Here is a 19,860-nt window from a genome sequence, read left to right on the forward strand (position 1 = left end):
AGACGGGAAGACACTCGAAAAATATCGCGCGCCAGGCTTAAAACAACACGAACCGCCTTTCCTCCAGCGCCGCAACTCTAAATACGGAATCATCATGGCAGAAATCGAATACGAAGTGCGCGAGCAAGACCTCATTGCGTTCAACGAACATCAAATCAGCGAATCGCAGGCCACGCAAAAATTCATGCGTCGGCATCAGGCGGTCGTGCCGGGAGTGATCGTAAGCATCTCGCTGTTGCTGTTTTTCTATTACAAGGACATACCCACGGCGCTTTTCGCCGGTGTTGTGGGTGTATTGTGGGGCAGCGGCGTTCCCGCCTACTTCAAATGGAGCTGGCGCAAGCAGGTGCGCGCCATGTATACGGAAGAGGAAAAGACCTGCATATTGGGCCACTACACGCTGCGTACCGAGCCCAAGGAGCTGGTTGAAATCAGCGAACGCGGCGAGTCGCGCATCGCCTGGGACGACATTTTGCGAGTGGAAGTCACCAAGCGGCATGTTTTCATCTTCGTCTCGTCCACCGCCGCCTTGATCATTCCCCGCAAAGCGGTCAAGAAAGGCGAACTGCACACCTTCGTCAAGGAAGCGGACCAGCTCATCGCTGCAGCCGAATAAGTTTGCAATCGCGAGCTCTCGCGCATGATCAATTTCAAGTCGCTCGCGCTCAGGCGCGGCGTTCGCCTGCTTTTCGAACACGCCTCGCTGACGCTGCACGCCGGCAACAAGGTCGGCGTCGTGGGCGCCAACGGGGCCGGTAAATCCAGCCTGTTTGCCCTATTTCTCGGTGAACTCCTGCCCGATGCCGGAACTCTCGAGCTCCCCCCCGGCCTGGTGCTGGCACACGTCGCACAAGAAACCCCGGCCGACAGTCGCCCGGCCATCGAATACGTGCTCGACGGCGACCGTGAGCTTCGTACGCTGGAGGCCGAGCTGAAGCAAGCCGAGCAAGCTCACGATGGCTTGCATTTGGCCCAGTTGCACGCCCGCTTCGAACACATCGGCGGCTACCAGGCACGGTCACGGGCCGCGCGCCTCATGAGCGGGCTGGGCTTTCAGGCCGGCGATGAGGATAGACCGGTCACCGACTTCTCCGGTGGCTGGCGCATGCGCATCAATCTGGCTCAGGCCCTGATGTGTCGTTCGGACCTCCTGCTGCTGGACGAGCCGACCAATCACCTGGACCTCGATGCCGTGTTGTGGCTGCAGGACTGGCTGAGCACCTATCCAGGCACCTTGCTGTTGATTTCCCACGACCGCGATTTTTTGGATGCCGTCACGGACCGCATCGTGCATCTCGAAAATCAAGTCTTGACGGTTTATACCGGCAATTATTCCGCCTTCGAGGTCAGACGCGCCGAGCTGCTGGCCCAACGGCAAGCCGCATACGACCGGCAGCAGCGGGAGATCGCCCACATACGCTCCTTCGTCGACCGCTTCCGCGCCCAAGCCACCAAGGCACGCCAGGCGCAAAGCCGCATCAAGGCGCTGGCGCGCATGGAAGTCATCGCCCAGGCGCATGCCGACTCACCCTTCGACTTCGCATTCCAGCCGCCTGCCAAGCTGCCACGGCCCTTGTTGCGGGTACGGGAAGCCAGCGTCGGCCACGGCCAAAAGCGGATCTTGGAGAACGTCGACCTCACGCTGGCCCCGGGTGACCGCATAGGCCTGCTGGGTCCGAACGGCGCCGGTAAATCGACCCTGATCAAGACGTTGGCAGGAGATCTGCCGCTCCTGGCAGGCGAACGCATCGAAGCCCAGGATCTGAAGCTGGGCTATTTCGCGCAACACCAGATCGAGCAACTGCGCATGGACGAAAGTCCTTTGCGGCATTTTCAACGGCTGGACACCAAGGCCAGCGAAAAGGATTTGCGCAATTTTCTCGGCGGCTTCGGCTTCCAGGGCGATGCCGCTATGGCAGAAATAGCCCCTTTTTCCGGCGGCGAAAAAGCCCGTCTGGCATTGGCGCTCCTGGTTTATCAGCGCCCCAACCTGCTGCTGCTGGACGAACCGACCAACCACCTCGACCTGGAAATGCGTTACGCCCTGAGCCGGGCATTGCAGGATTTCGAAGGCGCCCTGGTCGTGGTTTCGCACGACCGCTACCTGCTGCGCACCGTCGCCGACGAATTCTGGCTGGCGCATGACGGCAGGGTAGAGCCGTTCGAAGGCGACTTGGAAGACTACCGCAAAAAGCTGGCGGCAAGCGGAGCCCCCAGCCCGGCCGCATTGGAAACCGGCGCCACAGCCTTATCCCGCAAAGACCAGCGCCGCCTGGATGCGGATAAGCGCCAGCAGTTGCGCCCGCTGCAACAGGCACTACAGAAGGCGGAAAGCGAACTGGATAAACTCGGCCAGGAACGCCACCAGATGGAATCCGCACTCGCCGACCCCGGATTGTACGAGCCCGACGGCAAGGATCGGCTGCAAGCCTTGCTGCGGGACAAGGCACGTGTCGACCGCGCGCTGGCGGCGGCCGAAAACGCTTGGCTGGAAGCCGGCGAGGCTCTCGAAGCCGCTCAACAGGTCGACGCCGCCTAATTCCCCTTTTCCCAAAATCCACCCATGCCGCTGATCAGACTCTTTCTGGATATCTGCCTGTTCAAGAAAGGCCCGCAAGACGTGCCCGCCTCGCGTTTCCTGTTTGGCCTGGCGCTGCTGGCGTTTGCTGTCGTGGGTCTGGTGCTGACAGGCATCGGTTCCGACCCCTACGGCGCCTTGCTGCAGGTGTCGGTCGAGTTGGCCCTGTTGCTGGTGTTTGCCTGGGTCACCCTGGCCGGCATGAAGCTACATCGCCGCTTCCTACAAACCGGCACCGCGATGCTGGCGACCGATGGGCTCATCAGCGCCTTGGCCATACCCGTCTTGCTATGGATGAGCGCCAGCGGCAGCGATGCGAGCGCCCCCGGTTACCCGGTTCTACTGCTGTTGATGTTCTGGCATTTCGCAGTCGTCGCACACATTCTGCGCCACGCCCTGACCTGCGCATTACCGGTGGCTATCGTCATGGCGATTGTCTATATTGGCGGCAGCTATCAGATCATGGTCATGCTGTTTGCCCCTCCGGCCTGAATCGCCGACGGGCGATCAACCCAGCAAGGGAGGAAAACATGGAAAACTACCGTCACATCCTGTTGGCGCTCGATTTCAGTGAACACCACCCCAAGGTCGCCGAACGTGCGCTCGATTTGGCCCACAAGCATGAGGCCAAGCTCAGTCTCATACACGTGGTGGAAAACCTGCCCATCGGCGACACCAGCTACGGCCCTATCGTACCCTTCGACCTGGACCTCACCGAACAAATGGTCGAATCGGCCCGCCAGCGCCTGAACCAATTGGCCGTGAGCCTCCAGCTTCCCAAGGAAAACGTCTACGTCGAGATCGGCAGCCCGAAAGCCGAGATCGTGCGGGTCGCGGAAGAAAATGGGGTGGATCTCATCGTGGTCGGTTCCCACGGCCGACACGGCATCGCCTTATTGCTGGGCTCCACCGCCGGGAGCGTCATCCATCACGCGAAGTGCGACGTGCTCGCGGTGAGGCTGCGCGCCGATGAGTAAGTCGTCCTAACGCCGGTCACTTACGCCAGAACGCCGGCGTGAGGATGATCAGAAAGGTGAATATTTCGATACGGCCGATGAACATGGCCAGAGCACAGATCCAGGTCTGGAAGTCATTCAGGCTGGCATAATTGGTCGCCGGGCCGACCTGATTCAGACCGGGACCTGCATTGTTGATGCAGGCGATGATCGCCGTAAACGACGAAATAAAGTCCAGTCCACTGATCACCAGGGTCAAGGTCAATATCACCACGCTCATGAAATAAACGAAGATGAAGCCCAGCACCGAAAATACGATGGCGGACGGTATGACCATTTTGCCGATTTTCAGGGGATTGACCGCCGTCGGGTGAGTCAGCAGAAACATCTGCATCTGGCTCTGTTTCACCAAAACCATGGAACGCATCATCTTGATGCCGCCTCCCGTCGATCCCGTGCAGGCTGTAACGCAGCTCAGAAACAGCATCCACAGCGGTGCGAAGATCGGCCACTGATTGAAATCCACGCTGGCGAAGCCGCAGTCGGTCGCGATGGACACCAGGTTGAAGCTGGCATGGCGCAGAGCGACCCAGAAACTCTCGTAAGTCCCCTGCGACCATAGATAGGCGCCTATGCCCAGGCAGCTTAGCCCCACCAGCCACAGATAGGGTATGGCTTCGATGTCATGGCGGTACGGCTTCAGGCTATGTCCCCGCAAGGCTAGGAAATGCGTGGCGAAATTCATCCCCGCCAGTAGCATGAAGACGATCAATATCGCCTCGATGGCCGGCGAATCGAAATAACCGACGCTGGCATCATGGGTGGAAAAGCCGCCCAGACCCATGGTGGCGAAGGCGTGGCAGATCGCGTCCAGCCAGTTCATACCGGCCAATTTTAGGGACAGGATGCAGGCCACCGTGATGCCGGCATAAACCATCCAGAGATTTTTGGCCGTTTCGGTGATGCGCGGGGTCAGTTTGCTGTCCTTGATGGGCCCCGGCGTCTCCGCCATGAACATCTGACGCCCGCCCACGCCTAGCACCGGCAGTATCGCCACCACCAAAACGATGATGCCCATTCCGCCCAGCCAGTTGAGTTCATGGCGCCAGAGATTGATGGCCGGCGGCAAATTATCCAGCCCGGACAATATGGTGGCGCCGGTGGTGGACAGACCCGACATCGCCTCGAAATAGGCGTCGGTGAACGATAAGCCCGGAATCGAAGCCATCAACGGATAGGTCGAAAATGCGGCCATTCCCAGCCAGGCCATCACCACGACCAGAAATCCGTCCTTAGCCTTAAGTTCTCGCTGGTAGCCCTTGGAGAAGATCCAGAACACTCCCCCGGAACAGAAGCTCAGCGCAAAGTCATGTACGAACAGCATGGCGGTTCCATCGCCGTAGACCAGCGCGGCTACCAGCGGCAGCAGATCGGCGGCGCTGTACACCATCAGCATGAGGCCGAATACATGCGCTAGCGAAAGCAATCTGCCCATGGACGCGGGGATAGGCTGAGGGAAATGAGGAAACGCCGGCCTCAGGCCTTGCCTAGCGGGGAAGTTCCGAACTTCCCGTCAGGAACTCGTCCACCGCCCGCGCGGCCTGGCGACCTTCCCGTATGGCCCAGACCACCAGCGACTGCCCGCGCCGCACGTCGCCCGCCGCGAAGACCTTGTCGGCCGAAGTCTTGTAGTCGGCCGTGTCGGCCCGCACGTTGCCGCGCTCGTCCAGACTCAGGCCCAATTCCTCCAGCATGCCGTCACGCACGGGATGCACGAAGCCCATGGCCAACAAAACCAGATCGGTCTTGATGGTGAATTCGCTCCCGGGAATCTCGTTCATCACCCAGCGGCCGTTTTCCTGCTTCCACTCGACCCGGGCGCAGACGGCCTGGGTAACCTTACCGTTCTCGCCCTCGAAACGCTTGGTGGTGACCGCCCAGTCGCGGGCACAGCCCTCTTCCTGCGACGAAGAAGTGCGCAGTTTGTTGGGCCAGTAGGGCCAGGTCAGGCCCTTTTCCTCCTTCTCCGGCGGCTTGGGCAGGATTTCGATCTGCGTGACGGCCGCCGCGCCATGGCGGATGGAGGTTCCGATACAGTCGGAACCGGTATCGCCGCCGCCGATGACCAGCACATGCTTGTCGTGCGCGACGATGCTCACGTCATCGGGAATGACGTCGCCGGCGACGCGCTTGTTCTGCTGCGGCAGGAATTCCATGGCGAAGTGCACGCCGCGCAATTCGCGGCCGGGAACCGGCAGGTCGCGGGGCTGTTCCGATCCCGCTGCGAGCAGCACGGCGTCGAATTCGTCGACCAGCGACTTCAGCAAAACGTCCACGCCGACATGGGTGTTGGGACGGAACACCACGCCCTCGGCCTGCATCTGCGCGATGCGGCGATCGATCAAGTGTTTTTCCAGCTTGAAATCGGGAATGCCGTAGCGCAACAGGCCGCCGATGCGGTCCGCCTTTTCATACACGACGACGGTATGACCGGCGCGTGCCAGTTGTTGTGCGGCCGCCAGGCCGGCGGGACCGGAGCCGATGACGGCCACGCGCTTGCCGGAACGCCGGGCGGGAATCTGCGGCTTGATCCAGCCGTTCTCCCAGGCCTTGTCGACAATGGCGCATTCTATCGTCTTGATAGTCACCGGTTCGTCGGTCAGATTCAGCGTGCAGGCGGCCTCGCAGGGCGCCGGGCAGATGCGGCCGGTGAACTCCGGGAAGTTGTTGGTGCTGTGCAGCACCTCGACGGCATCCTGCCAATTGCCCTGGTAGACCAGATCGTTCCAGTCCGGAATGATGTTGTTGATCGGGCAGCCGTTGTGGCAATACGGAATCCCGCAGTCCATGCAGCGGGCACCCTGCTTGCGCACCTCGTCCTCGCTGAGCGGAACGACGAATTCGTGATAATGCTGTACGCGGTCGGCGACCAGCGTGTAGCGCCTGTCCTGACGCGCGATTTCCATGAATCCCGTGGGCTTGCCCATGCTTACTTAACCTCTGTTGCAATTCTCAGGGTAGGACCGGACCGTCGGCGGTCGATGTCGCAGTATCGCACCTACCGTTGGCCCGGCCGGCGCTCGGCGCCGTGTCCTCTCGTTCTTAATGCTGAATACCGGACTGCACCTGGGTTTGGCGCATTTTCTCCAAAGCCAGTCGATAGTCTACCGGCATGACCTTGACGAATTTCCCGGCATAGCTGGACCAGTTTTCCAGGATATGGCGTGCGCGCTCGCTGCCGGTGTAGCGGCGATGACGCTCGATCAGGTTGCGGACGCGCTTTTCGTCGCCGCAGGTCATGTCGCGCAGTATATCCACCAAGCCGTGGTTCTCCAGGTCGCCGCCCTGATGGTCGTGCTTTTCCAGGGCCGTATCCTCGGCGGGAACCGGCTGCAATTCGACCATCGCCAGGTTGCAGCGGTGTTCGAAATCGCCGCTCTCGTCCAGCACATAGGCCACGCCGCCCGACATGCCCGCCGCGAAGTTGCGCCCGGTCTGGCCCAGCACCACCACCACGCCCCCGGTCATGTATTCGCAGCCGTGATCGCCCACGCCCTCGACCACCGCGACGGCGCCCGAGTTGCGCACGGCGAAGCGCTCGCCGGCCACGCCGCTGAAATAGCATTCGCCGCTGATGGCACCGTACAGCACGGTGTTGCCGACGATGATGTTCTCGGCCGGCACGATGGGGCAATCCGCGGTCGGGTAGATCGCGATGCGTCCGCCGGAAAGGCCCTTGCCGACATAGTCGTTGGCCTCACCCTGCAGTTCCAGGCTGACGCCGGCCGCCAGGAAGGCGCCGAAACTCTGTCCGGCCGTGCCTTTGGCCAGGATGGAAATGGTGTCCTCGGGCAAGCCGGCATGGCCGTAGCGCTTGGCCACCTCGCCGGACAGCATCGCGCCTATGGTGCGGTTGTAGTTGTGCACCTCGGTCTCGATCCGGACCGCCTTGCCTTCTTCCAGGGCCGGCTGGGCTTGCGCGATCAGCTTGCGGTCCAGGGCCTGATCCAGACCGTGATCCTGGACCTCGACGTTGTAGACGGCGACGTTGGGACCGGCCTTCGGCTTGTGCAGGATCTTGCTCAGATCGATCTTGGACGCCTTCCAATGCGAAATCGCGCGGTTCATATCCAGCCGCTCCGACCGTCCGATCATCTCGTTGATGGTGCGGAAGCCCAGCTTGGCCATGATCTGGCGCAACTCCTCGGCCACGAAGAAGAAATAGTTGACCACGTGCTCGGGCTGGCCGGTGAAGCGCTTGCGCAGCTCCGGATCCTGGGTCGCCACGCCCACCGGGCAGGTGTTCAGATGGCATTTGCGCATCATGATGCAGCCTTCCACGATCAGCGGCGCGGTCGCGAAACCGACCTCGTCGGCACCCAGCAGGATGGCGACTGCGACGTCGCGCCCGGTGCGCATGCCACCGTCGGCCTGTACGCTGATGCGCCCGCGCAGCTTGTTCAGCACCAGGGTCTGGTGGGTTTCGGCCAGGCCGATTTCCCAGGGCAGACCGGCATGCTTGATCGAGGTGATCGGGCTGGCACCCGTGCCGCCGTCGTAACCCGCAATGGTGACGTGATCGGCGTGCGCCTTGGCCACGCCCGCGGCCACCGTGCCTACGCCGACCTCGGACACCAGCTTGACGCTGATGCGCGCCGCCGGGTTGACGTTCTTCAGGTCATGGATGAGCTGGGCCAAATCCTCGATGGAATAGATGTCGTGGTGCGGCGGCGGGGAAATCAGGCCCACGCCCGGGGTCGAGTGGCGCACCTTGGCGATGACCGTATCCACCTTGTGGCCCGGCAACTGGCCGCCTTCGCCCGGCTTGGCGCCTTGCGAAATCTTGATCTGGATGTCGTCGGCGTTGACCAGGTATTCCGCGGTCACACCGAAACGGCCGGAAGCCACCTGCTTGATCGCCGAGCGTAGGGAGTCGCCGTTGGCCAGCGGCTTGAAGCGCTCGGGCAATTCGCCACCTTCGCCGGTGTTGGACTTGCCGCCGATGCGGTTCATCGCGATGGCCATCGTGGTGTGCGCTTCATAGGAGATAGAACCGAAGGACATGGCACCGGTGGCGAAACGCTTGACGATTTCCTTGGCCGGCTCGACTTCGTCCAGCGGGATGGGCTGATCGGCATACTTGAAGTCCATCAGGCCGCGCAGGGTCAGCAAATGCTCGTTCTGCTCGTTGATGAGCTTCGCATATTCCGCGTAGGTCTTGGCATCGTTCGCACGGGTGGCGTGCTGGAGCTTGGAGATGGTCTCCGGCGTCCAGATGTGGTCCTCGCCGCGCACGCGGTAGGCATACTCGCCGCCGACGTCCAGGGCGTTGCGGTAGATCGGCGCGTTGCCGTAGGCCAGGCGATGACGGCGCACCGTTTCCTCGGCGATCTCCTTGAGCCCGGCACCGCCCGTGGTGCTGGACGTACCGGTGAAATAAGCGTCCAGGAAATCCTCGGCCAGACCGATGGCATTGAAGACCTGCGCGCCGCAATAGGACTGATAGGTCGATATGCCCATCTTGGACATGACCTTGAGCAAGGCCTTGCCGACCGCCTTGATGTAGCGCTTGTGGATTTCGGACTCGGTCAGCTTCTCCGGCAGAGTCTCGCGCATCGCGGACAAGGTGTCGAAAGCCAAGTAGGGATTGACGGCTTCGGCGCCGAAGCCGGCCAGCAGGGCGAAATGATGCACTTCGCGGGCCTCGCCGGTTTCGATCACCAGACCGACCTTGGTCCGCAGACCAGCGCGTACCAGGTGATAGTTCACCGCCGAGGTCGCCAGCAGGGCCGGGATGGCCACATGGTCGGCATCCAGGCGGCGGTCCGACAGCACCAGGATGTTGTTGCCGTCGTGCACGGCTTGCTCGGCCTGGGCGCACAAAGCCTTCAGCGCTGGCTCAAGGCCGCTCGCACCGGTATCGGCGGCATAGCAGATGCTTAGCGTCTTGGTCTTGAAGGCGCCGGCGGTGCGGGTTTCGATGCGGCGGATCTTTTCCAGATCCGAGTTGCTCAGTATGGGCTGATGTACTTCCAGCCGCTTGTGGCCCACCCCGTTGCCCAGGCCCAGCAGGTTCGGCCGCGGGCCGATGTGCGACACCAGCGACATGACCAGTTCCTCGCGGATCGGGTCGATGGCCGGGTTGGTCACCTGGGCGAAGCCCTGCTTGAAATAGTCGTAGAGCAGGCGCGAGCGGTTGGACAACACGGCCAGGGCCGCGTCGGTGCCCATGGAGCCGACCGGCTCCTGGCCGGTGAGCGCCATCGGCTGCAGGAAGAACTTGATGTCTTCCTGGGTATAGCCGAAGGCCTGCTGGCGGTCGAGCAAGGTCTGCGCATCCGGCGCCATGGCGGCGACTTCGGGCGGCAAGTCCTCCAGCACGATCTGCGATTCGTTGAGCCACTGCTGATAAGGCGCCTTGGCGGCGAGCTCGGACTTGATCTCGGCATCGTCGATGATGCGGCCTTTCTCCAGGTCGATCAGGAACATCTTGCCCGGCTGCAGCCGCCACTTCTTGACGATCTTGTTCTGCGGGATCGGCAACACGCCCATCTCCGAGGCCATGACCACATGGTCGTCGTCGGTGATCAGGTAACGCGCCGGACGCAGGCCGTTGCGGTCCAGGGTGGCGCCGATCTGGCGGCCGTCGGTGAAGGCCACGGCCGCCGGGCCGTCCCACGGCTCCATCAGGGCCGAGTGGTATTCGTAGAACGCACGGCGCTGCTCGTCCATCAAGGGATTGCCGGCCCAGGCCTCCGGGATCAGCAGCATCATGGCGTGCACCAGCGAATAGCCGCCGGTCACCAGCAATTCCAGGGCATTGTCGAAACAGGCCGAATCGGACTGCCCTTCCGCGATCAGCGGCCAGACCTTCTCCAGATCGTCTCCGAGCAACTCGGACGACATGGAATAACGCCGCGAGGCCATCCAGTTGATGTTGCCGCGCACGGTGTTGATTTCGCCGTTGTGGGCGATCATGCGGAACGGGTGGGCCAGATCCCAGGTCGGGAAGGTATTGGTCGAGAAGCGCTGATGCACCAGCGCCAGGGCCGACACGATACGCTCGTCCTGCAGATCCTTATAGAAGAGGCCGACCTGGTCGGCCAGCAGCATGCCTTTGTACACAAGGGTACGGGACGAACAAGACGGTAGATAGAAGGACTTGCCATCGGCGAGGCCCAAGCCCCGCACGGCGTTCTCGGCCTGTTTGCGAATCACGAACAGCTTGCGTTCGAAGGCGTCCTGATCTTTGAGCGCGGGATTGCGGCCGATGAAGACCTGACGTATGGTCGGCTCGACCAGCTTGACCGACTCGCCCAGCCCGGCGTTGTCGACCGGCACGTCGCGCCAGCCCAGAACGGTTTGGCCCTCGGCGCGGATGAAATCTTCGAGCACCTGCTCGCAGCGGCTGCGATGCGCGGCGTCGCGCGGCAGGAAGACCATACCTACACCGTATTCGCCGACCGCCGGCAGGACGATGCCCAGCGCCGCGGCTTCCGCGCGCAGAAACTCGTCCGGAGTCTGTATGAGTATGCCTGCGCCATCACCGGCCAGCGGATCGGCACCGACCGCGCCCCGGTGGGTGAGGTTTTTCAACAACTCCAGGCCCTGGCGCACGATCGCGTGATTTTTCTGCCCCTTGATATGGGCGATGAAGCCGACGCCGCAGGCATCGTGCTCGTTGCGCGGATCGTACAAACCCTGCTTCTCGGGAAGAGCGTTGTGACTCATACTTGGAACCTCAATTCGGCAATCGGCCAGTGTGGACATCAGGACTCGCGGCGCATTCGACACCGTATTGTCCGCAAGCCTCCCCCGCAAAATCGGGCGGGACTCCCACTTGGGCCGTATGTTTTTGAAATCTAAACGATTTGGCCTGATATACCCCAGGAGCGGCCAAATGGCCGCCGACTATAGGGAATCCGGCAGGACATTTCAAGGGCCGATCAGTCTACCGCCTACTATTTTCGGCTGTCCAATACTGCTGCAACCATAATCTTTTTGCGACATATACCCGCCCTACCCCAGGCCACACCGGCGGCGGCCCGAAAAGACGCTTAGGATTTGATCGAACAACGGGGAAATTATCCAGCCTCCTATTACGGCCTGCGCTTCCTCACTCGACACCAGGTCCTGTTTCTTCCTTTACATTGCCGGCCAGGCGCGCCACCATCGACCGGCAAACCGTAGTCCGGATTCCTGTTGCACAGGACCGGACACGCAAAACCGGAGCACCGGCATGAAGTCCCTACCTCCCGCCCTAGAAGTGTTGTCGCATCGGTCCGAGCCGGCGGCTTACTCGGATGAGCCGCGCTGGCCGCGCCGACTCCTGGTTTTTCTTGCCGTGTTTCTACCCGTCCTGCTGACGGGGCAAGCTTATGTCTGGCTGCGGGAGCCGCTCTACGAAAGCCGCGCCACCTTACTGACCGTCGCGCCCATCGTGCTCGAGCAGCCCGGCATCGACAGCAAGGACCAACGTGTCGTCATCCAGGATCAACGAGGCGGCACGGCGGAGCACGTCATCATCCAGCAGCAGATGCTGCTCGGCCCCACCCTGCTGCAATCCGTCCTCGACCGCCTGCGCGCCGGCGGCGAAACGCCCGTGCCGAGCATGGCCGAGCTGGAAGCCATGCTGACGGCCACCCCGTTCGCGGACACCAACGTGGTCGAACTGCGCGCCCGAGGGCCGAATGAAAAGCAGCTGCCCGCCGTGATCAATGCCTGGCTAGACGTGTATCAGGAATTGCGCGCGCGCGAGGCCAGCCAATCCGAGAACAGCGCCGCCGATGCACTGCGGCTCGAAATCGACCAATTGGAGACCAAGGTCGCCGACAAGCGGCAGGCGCTCGATCTGTTCCGCCGCACCCATGACATCCTCAGCAAGGACGAAGCGGGCAATCAGGCGGTCTCCGAACTGCGAGGGCTCAACGATGCGCTGAACAAGGCCAACGATGAAGAAACCAAAGCCAAGGCCCGCATCGACGCCGCGCGTGCCGCCATAGCCCGGGGCGAGTCCGTGGCGCCGCCCGAGGAACGGGCTTCGCTCTCTTATCTGGAAAAGCGCGCACAGGATCTGCGCGAGAAACTGGCCGAACTCAAACGGCGCTATACGAACAGTTATATCGAGCTGCAACCTCAGCTCAAGATCATTCCTGAACAATTGCGCGAGACCGAGAAGGAAATCGCCCAAAAGGCCGCCCAAGGCCAGCAAGACGAGATCGCCCTGGCGGAAAGGGCCCACCAGGCCGCCCGGCAAACCAGCCTGTCGATCCGAGCGCAAATCGAAGCGCACAAAGCCAAGGTGGCCGAATTCACCACGCGGTTCAGCCAGCATGAGGCCCTGCAGAAGGAATTGACCGACATGGAGGAGTTGTACCGCAAGACGCAGGAGCAACTCCTCAATTTCGAAGTCGCGCCGCGCGACGCCCTGCCCCTGCTCAGCGTCGTGGATCGGGCCTCGCTCCCCGACGCTCCCGTCTGGCCCGATTATCGTCGCGACAGCGGCATCGTAGTCGGCATCTCGCTGGCGCTGGCCTTGTTTGCCGTGTGGCTGCACGAGTATTTGACCCATCGTCCGCCGGTGCCTGGGCCAGCCTTGGTTCAGATTCCGGACATCCGGGTTTATTCCGTGCCGGAGAGCATCGTGCTCGGCCGAGCAAGCCAGCAGCCGGAAAGTCTGCCGGAGCGACGAACGGCCGCATTGGAACAGCTTCCACCGCGCGAATTATCGGAATCGGAACTGCGCATGCTCATGCAGCCAGCGTCCATCCCGGCCCGGCAACTCATCGGCATGCTGCTTTCCGGCGCCACCCTAAACGAGGCGGCAAGCTTGCGGGAGGAACATATCGATCTGGAGCATCGGCGCATCAGCCCGCCGAGTTCCCCACCGAGGACTCTGGCCATACCCAGGACCGTGCAGAGAATGTTCGCCGACCATCGCCCCGTGCCGGCCTGGGGAGACAGCGATACGGAAGAACTGGAAGCGCACATCGCCTGTGCCGCCATCGACTCCGGCTTGCCGCGGCCCGAAGAAATCGACTCCGCTGCCTTGCGCCACACCTATATCGCCTATTTGGTGCGCCAGGGCATCCGCCTTGCTGAACTGGAGCACATCGTGGGACCGTTGCCGGCCAAGTTGTTGGCGAGCTATGGTCGCCTCTCCCCCGCGGGGCCGGGACTCCAGGCCGCAGCGATCGATTTGGTCCATCCCGTTCTCAGAGATACCGACGGATACGATAAAACCCTCTGAATCACTCGGTTGCCGCACGCGCCCATTCCTTTTAAGGTATGCGCCCTTTTCCGAATGCCGCCGCCGATGGCCGGCTCCCTCTCACGCGTGGAGAATATTCATGACAGAACACTATGATGTCGTCATCGTCGGTGGCGGCATGGTGGGCGCCACGCTCGCCTGCAGCCTGGGCGACAGTCCGCTGAAAATCGCCATCATCGAGGACGCTCCGCCGCCCGATTTCGCCCCGGACCAGCCGCACGATCTGCGCGTTTCGGCCATCAGCATCGCATCGGCCAACATCCTCAAGACGGTGGGTGCCTGGCGCGGCATCGTTGCGCGCCGCCTGTGCCCGTTCCGCCGCATGCGGGTGTGGGAGGACAAGGGCGATGTCGAATTCCGCAGCGACGACATCAACGAACCCCTGCTGGGGCATATCGTCGAGAACCGCATCATCCAGCTGGCCGTGCTGGAACGTCTGCACGATTTCCGCAACATCACCCTACTCTGCCCTGCCAGGACGCGGTCGATCGAGCACGACAGCCGACAATCGACGGTCACGCTGGACGACGGCCGCGTCCTCACGGCCCGCCTGCTGGTGGCGGCGGACGGGGGCTATTCGCGGGTGCGGCAAGCAGCCGGCATGGGCGTCAGCGCCTGGGATTACGAACAGCACGCGCTGGTTCTGACCGTCGAAACCGCCTATCCGCAACAGGACATCACCTGGCAGCGCTTCACGCCCACGGGTCCCCTGGCCTTTCTTCCCCTGGACGGCCCCCACGCCTCCCTGGTCTGGTATCAAACGCCGGAGGAAGTCAAACGACTCAAGGCGCTGCCGGATGAGGCGTTGTTGGCCGAATTGCTGGCCGCGTTTCCTTCCGCCCTGGGAGACATAAAACGCATCGAGGCGCGCGGCAGCTTTCCGCTCAAGCGCCAGCATGCCCAGCATTACATCAAGGAGGGAGTGGCCCTTATCGGCGACGCCGCGCACATGATCCATCCGCTGGCGGGCCAGGGCGTCAACATCGGCCTGCTGGATGCCGCCGCGTTGGCTCAGGTGTTGCTGAACGCCAAGCGCCAAGGACTGGATCTCGGCGCCGAGAAAACTTTGCGGGAATATGAAAAGATGCGCCGGCAGAACAATCTCCTGATGATGACCACCATGGATTTGTTCTACAGGGTGTTCGGCAACACGGTCCTGCCGCTCAAGTTCATCCGCAACCTGGGATTGGGATTGGCCGAACGCCTCTCGCCCGCGAAAAAAATCGCCATGCGCTATGCCATGGGCCTGGGCGGCAGACTGCCGCGGTTGGCACGGGGCGAGGCGATACTGGGATGACCCCGCCCCGGTGAGCTCAGGTGGAGGTTGCCGGGACAATTCGACCGACGATGAAACACCCATCAGCCAGGATGAGCGGGGAGCGCACGGTGGAACGCGCGATGGCCAAAGCGCCAGCACGCATCTTGGCTATTGACATCCGACGGCATTAAGCCAAGAATACCCAGCCTTGCTGGCATCCAGCCCGAGCAAGACATCCGTAATACGAGATGGTGATGTAGCTCAGTCCGGTTAGAGCGGAGGATTCATAACCCTCAGGTCGGCGGTTCGATCCCGCCCATCACCACCATTTTCTAGCCGCGCTCCGCTTGACGGCAGCAGCGTCCAGTTTCCCGACCGGCTCACCGCCCCCGTTTTTCGTCTAAGACGACAGGCGCCGTCGATGCGTCCCACGAAAGTGCTCCGCCCAACGGGGCATTCCTAACGCCCTGAGCCCGCACTTCGTGGGACGACCATCGATTCGATCACCCGGCGACTCGGTCCGATGACCTAACCGCCGCGGATTTCCCGCCGGCGCGGATCAAACCGAGGCGTGGGCCTTCCCGTCATGATCGCGGTGGGGCGATCTGAGTATTCCCCGGTGCTTGTACTTCGCATCCCCCTGCGTCTCCGGAGCCACCCCGACCGCGGGGACGGACAAGGGGATAAGCCGCCCGTCGGCGCGCGCAACGGGCGACTCCTCGGTCCGCACGCCAATCCCGCCCTGCAAGCGCCGAGACCTGCCGAAGACTATCGGCGCCACCCTCGCCCGCATCCGTTCGGCGGCGTGCTGAGCGTCCTGCCTATGCGCGAAGGGACCATGAAAAACGGCGTCTTGATCAAAACGCCGGACTTTCACGTTTCCCGGCCAACTAACGACATAGTAACCGGGGGCTAATACTTTCCAATCGGGTAAACGGTATTGGCGTTCATAAGACTCCGAATCGATGAGTCTGAAGCCGTGTATAACCCGCGCAATTTCGAATTCATCGTAATCTGCATCCATTTTCGATTTTCCTCCCCTAACTTAACAATCGACCGATATTCGGACCCTAAAAGGCGTGCCGCCCAGGGGAGCCGCCTGCGTCCGGATTGGGAGATTCTCACCCATGACGTACCATGGATGCTTCGGCTTACTCAGCCGAATACACGATTTGCCGGAGGAGTGAACAGGGTTCGCCGATACCGAAACCACTGTTCCTTGGATGAAGCGTACGAAAAAGCGGAGAAAACTCGCGATAATTCAAGCATATGGTGATACTCCTTGTGTCCGAATGATACCCTCCACCACTCCGCTGTCCTCGCATCGGCGATTACTCGCCGGTCCAGGCGCGGAACATCCACTCGCGTTGGCACCCGATACGTTCGGGAAGATCAATAAAGGGGCGATTTCCGCCTTGCGGGAGAAAAAATCTCCAATCGGACTCGTCCTTAAGCTCCATGATCGCATCCATCCGTAGGTCCCAATCCACCGATCCGCATAGGCGGTATCGCCCTGGGCGGCTATTTAAACTTCCTGCGCCACCGTCGGCCATCCGTATAAGCCCGTAAGGAAGATTTCTTAGACGAATGATAGGGATATCGAAGATTATTGCTTCGAGCAGACATGTACCTGATGGGCATCCCAGAACCGGGTGAGTTCGATCACGTTGGCCGAGCCGGTCTTTTCCATGACCTTGGCCCGGTAAATCTCCACCGTACGATGGCTGATACCCAGGAGTTTGGCGATCTCCTTGTTGGATCGTCCATCGATGACCAGCTTCAATACCTCCAGTTCGCGCGGGGAAAAACAGACGTTCAAGCGCGCGCCCCGGGCATGGTCCTGTGCGAGCCGCTGGCGCCGCTCGGCATCGATCGAAAAACCCGCCTGGATGCGCTCCAGCAATACCGCGCCTTGTACCGGCTTGGTCAGGAAATCGAGCGCGCCGGCCTTGATGGCCCTAACCGTCATGGGAATATCGCCGTGCGCCGTCAGGAAGATGACCGGCAGCTGGCATGCCCGATGGTTGAGCTCGGCCTGCAGTTCTGCACCGCTCATGTCCGGCATATTCATGTCGAGCACCAGGCATCCGGGCCTGCCGGGCGCGTAGCTGCGCAGAAACTCGTCCGCGCTGGCGTAAGCCTCGATGGGAATACCCGCCGTCTGCAGCAGCAGACTTAGACTATCGCGAACGGCGTCGTCGTCATCGACCAGAAATACCGTGGGTTGATCACTCATGAAGCGAACGGCAAGGTGAAGTGGAAACATGTGCCGGATGGGGCCTCAGTATCCAACCACAGCTTGCCGCCGTGCGCCTCGACCAGCGAACGGCTCACGGCTAAGCCCATGCCCAAACCCCGCGCCTTCGTGGTGTAAAACGGCTGGAATATCGATTGGCGACTCTCCGTATCGACCCCGCCGCCGCAATCGCATACCGTCACGAGCGCCATGTCGTCCGGACTCAGGACTTTCGTGCTGACCGAGATCATTCCGCTCGCCATTCCCGCCTCGCGCATGGCGTCCAGACCATTGCGCAACAAATTGATCAGCACCTTTTCCATCTGGCTACGGTTGGCTTGTACGCGCGGTAAATCGGGCGTGAGCTCCAGACCGACACTGAACCCGCCAAGATCGTTATCGGCCTTGAATATCACTATGGCGTCCCTGACGGTCGCATTAAGGTCCACGTCCTCGGATACCGTCTCGCCTTTCTGCAAGAGCTTCAATAACTGCCGGGTGGCCTGTCCGGCACGCTGAACCTGCTGCTCGCCGCTTTCCAGGGAATAACGGAGCTTATCCATGTCCGGTTTGTTCGCCCTCAACAAGACCAGTGCCACCTCGATGTAGGAGGCGATGGCCGCGAGCGGCTGGTTGAGTTCGTGAGCGATAGCGGCCGCAGTCTGTATCGCCACGTAGTGCCTGAACGACTCCTCCAATTCCTTGCCCCGGCCGCGCAACTCTTGCGTTTTCTTGCGTTCGGTGACATCGAAATTCATGCCCACCATGCGGTAAGGCTGATCGTGTTCGTCGCGCAGCAGGGCACCGCGGGTATGTATCCAACGGTACGACCTATCCTTGAGGCGAACGCGGTATTCCAACTCGTATTGCGCCGAACGACCGGCGACGAAGCTTTCGGTTTCCGACAGTACCCGGTCCCTATCCTCATCGTGGATACGGTTTTCCCACTCCTCCCAGCGCGCCGGCAGCTCATCTTCCCCATAGCCTAATTGGCGTTTCCATTCGGGCGAAAAGTAGACCTCCCCGCTCCGCAAGTCCCTGTCCCACAGGCCGGCATCCAGCGCCTCGATGGCCAATCTCAGCCGGGCCTCGCTCGCGCGCAGGACCTCTTCCGCCCGCTTGTCGTGGGTGATGTCGCGGATATAGCCATGCCAAAGGACACTGCCGTCGGGTTCGCCCAAGGGCATGGAGTGGCCTTCGATCCAAACTTCGCCCTTGATGGGATGCCGATAGCGGAAGACGTATCGCCAAGGCTCGAGGGTTCTGGCGGATTCCGCTATCGACTCATAAACCTGGCTCAAATCGTCCGGATGGATGCGCATGAAAACCGGGCCGAAATCTTCAACCACCGCCTGCGGATCGATTCCGTAGAGGTCTTCGAAAGCCGGACTGCAATACGGGGCGCACGCGCTGCCGTCCGGATGCAAGCGGAACGAACAGACCACGCCGGGCACCGACGCGGCAACCTGCGCGATCTGGTTTTGCAATTCCAGGCGTTCCCGCAGAGCCACTTCGGTCTGCAAGCGCTCCGTGACATCCCGCAGGATGATGGTGAACCAGCGCCTGCCATCGACTTCGGCCACGGAGATGGAGGCCTCGGCCGGGAACGACTGACCATTGGCGCGCCGGCCATCGACCGTACACCGCTCTTTCGTGCAGCGCCCCTCGGGGTCGTTCAGCATGACGCAGGAATGACATTCGCCGTCCGCCTCGCAGAAACCCAGGAGGACGAAATCCTCGATGGATGCGCCGACGGCCGTTGCCGCGGAACACCCGAACATCTTCTCCGCCGCCGCATTAAACAGCACGATGCGCCGGGCGGCATCGGCGGTGATGATCGCATCCATGGCCGTGGAGACGACGCCGGCGAGCAGCTTCTGGCTGGCGGCGAACGCCGCTTCCGAGCAACGGAGGTCGGAGAGCACCTGCTCCTGCTGCTGTCGCGCGCGCTTCACGATGCCGAACAGCAGGCTCGCGAGTCCGCCGATCAGGATAAACATGAACAGGCGACTCAAATCGGAATTATCGGTCGCGCCGGCATCCGTGGCGGCGTGGCTCGCCGGCAAGGCGACGATCCCGCTCACGGCCACGGCGGTGGCCGTGAGCCCCGGGCCCAAACCGCCCAAATAGCCGCTGAGCAGGACGGGAAAGGCAAACAGAAATATCAGCAGGGGTTGTTCGCCGAACCAGTCCAGGGTTAAGCGCTGCAGGGCGAGGAACGCGGCCGTTATCGCCAAGGCGAATGCGTAGATCACCCAGAACGGCTGACGTCTGAGCGGCGTGGTGATGTCCTGTTGCCCCGAACTCATCTTCTTCTGCATTTCCCTTGAGACGCACGTAAGCGACGGCCCGCTGATCGTATCGCTGGCCGAGCCCGGGAGCTAGTACCCCTGGGCCGGAATACAGATATTTCCCTTGACAACGGGATGTGAGCGCGATTATCCGCAAAAATCGCAGCAAAAGAGCGGCAAACGCCTTCGTGCCGGCCTGGACTCCTGCGTTTGCCCTAGCCTGCTTCCGCACCCTGCGGTTATCATGGGTGGGCCGTAAGCCTGCCCGCGG

Annotated in this window: 11 protein-coding genes and 1 tRNA gene; 7 read left to right on the forward strand and 5 right to left on the reverse strand. The window is 61.7% G+C overall.

Features of this window, described 5'->3' with window-relative positions; genetic code table 11:
• Window positions 1-94: 94 nt before the first annotated feature.
• From JWZ97_RS07315 to JWZ97_RS07330, 4 genes are read left to right on the forward strand one after another with little or no spacing between them, the layout of a single operon-like run.
• Window positions 95-616: a YcxB family protein gene (locus tag JWZ97_RS07315; protein WP_205434122.1), complete on the forward strand. Its 522-nt coding sequence runs from the start codon at window positions 95-97 to the stop codon at window positions 614-616.
• Between the two features lie 24 nt (window positions 617-640).
• Window positions 641-2,539 carry an ATP-binding cassette domain-containing protein gene (locus tag JWZ97_RS07320; RefSeq protein ID WP_205434123.1) on the forward strand — a complete coding sequence of 633 codons (1,899 nt, stop codon included), beginning with the start codon at window positions 641-643 and terminating at the stop codon, window positions 2,537-2,539.
• Between the two features lie 24 nt (window positions 2,540-2,563).
• Window positions 2,564-3,070, forward strand: coding sequence for a hypothetical protein (locus JWZ97_RS07325; protein WP_205434124.1), 507 nt, complete (start codon window positions 2,564-2,566; stop codon window positions 3,068-3,070).
• 38 nt (window positions 3,071-3,108) lie between these two features.
• Window positions 3,109-3,555: a universal stress protein gene (locus JWZ97_RS07330; RefSeq protein WP_205434125.1), complete on the forward strand. Its 447-nt coding sequence runs from the start codon at window positions 3,109-3,111 to the stop codon at window positions 3,553-3,555.
• A 16-nt stretch (window positions 3,556-3,571) separates the two neighbouring features.
• On the opposite strand, the gene JWZ97_RS07335 is transcribed toward JWZ97_RS07330, so the two are convergent.
• The 3 genes from JWZ97_RS07335 to gltB all read right to left on the reverse strand — a co-directional run bounded on the left by JWZ97_RS07335 (window position 3,572) and on the right by gltB (window position 11,265).
• Entirely contained in the window at window positions 3,572-5,029 is a 1,458-nt protein-coding gene (locus tag JWZ97_RS07335; protein ID WP_205434126.1) for a TrkH family potassium uptake protein, read from the reverse strand.
• A 52-nt stretch (window positions 5,030-5,081) separates the two neighbouring features.
• Window positions 5,082-6,521, reverse strand: a complete 1,440-nt coding sequence (locus tag JWZ97_RS07340; protein WP_205434127.1) for a glutamate synthase subunit beta — start codon at window positions 6,519-6,521, stop codon at window positions 5,082-5,084.
• Between the two features lie 115 nt (window positions 6,522-6,636).
• The gene (gene gltB / locus JWZ97_RS07345; RefSeq protein ID WP_205434128.1) at window positions 6,637-11,265 is read right to left on the reverse strand and encodes a glutamate synthase large subunit; all 4,629 of its coding nucleotides are present in this window, start codon (window positions 11,263-11,265) and stop codon (window positions 6,637-6,639) included.
• 508 nt (window positions 11,266-11,773) lie between these two features.
• Between gltB and JWZ97_RS07350 the strand changes: the two genes are divergently transcribed.
• From JWZ97_RS07350 to JWZ97_RS07360, 3 genes are all read left to right on the forward strand, one after another.
• On the forward strand, window positions 11,774-13,783 hold the full coding sequence (locus JWZ97_RS07350) for a hypothetical protein (RefSeq protein WP_205434129.1): 2,010 nt from the start codon (window positions 11,774-11,776) through the stop codon (window positions 13,781-13,783).
• Between the two features lie 100 nt (window positions 13,784-13,883).
• Window positions 13,884-15,101, forward strand: a complete 1,218-nt coding sequence (locus JWZ97_RS07355) for a UbiH/UbiF/VisC/COQ6 family ubiquinone biosynthesis hydroxylase (protein ID WP_205434130.1) — start codon at window positions 13,884-13,886, stop codon at window positions 15,099-15,101.
• Window positions 15,102-15,312: 211 nt separating this feature from the next.
• Window positions 15,313-15,390: transfer RNA gene (locus tag JWZ97_RS07360), tRNA-Met, on the forward strand.
• 1,278 nt (window positions 15,391-16,668) lie between these two features.
• Here the strand turns inward: JWZ97_RS07360 and JWZ97_RS07365 are convergent.
• Both JWZ97_RS07365 and JWZ97_RS07370 read right to left on the reverse strand, forming a co-directional pair.
• Complete coding sequence (locus JWZ97_RS07365; RefSeq protein WP_205434131.1) at window positions 16,669-17,298, reverse strand: response regulator transcription factor; 630 nt, start codon at window positions 17,296-17,298, stop codon at window positions 16,669-16,671.
• Complete coding sequence (locus JWZ97_RS07370) at window positions 17,295-19,607, reverse strand: PAS domain-containing protein (protein ID WP_205434132.1); 2,313 nt, start codon at window positions 19,605-19,607, stop codon at window positions 17,295-17,297. Before JWZ97_RS07370 ends, JWZ97_RS07365 begins: the two co-directional genes overlap by 4 nt.
• Window positions 19,608-19,860: the final 253 nt, after the last annotated feature.

Source organism: Methylococcus sp. EFPC2 (assembly GCF_016925495.1).
Taxonomy (GTDB): domain Bacteria; phylum Pseudomonadota; class Gammaproteobacteria; order Methylococcales; family Methylococcaceae; genus EFPC2.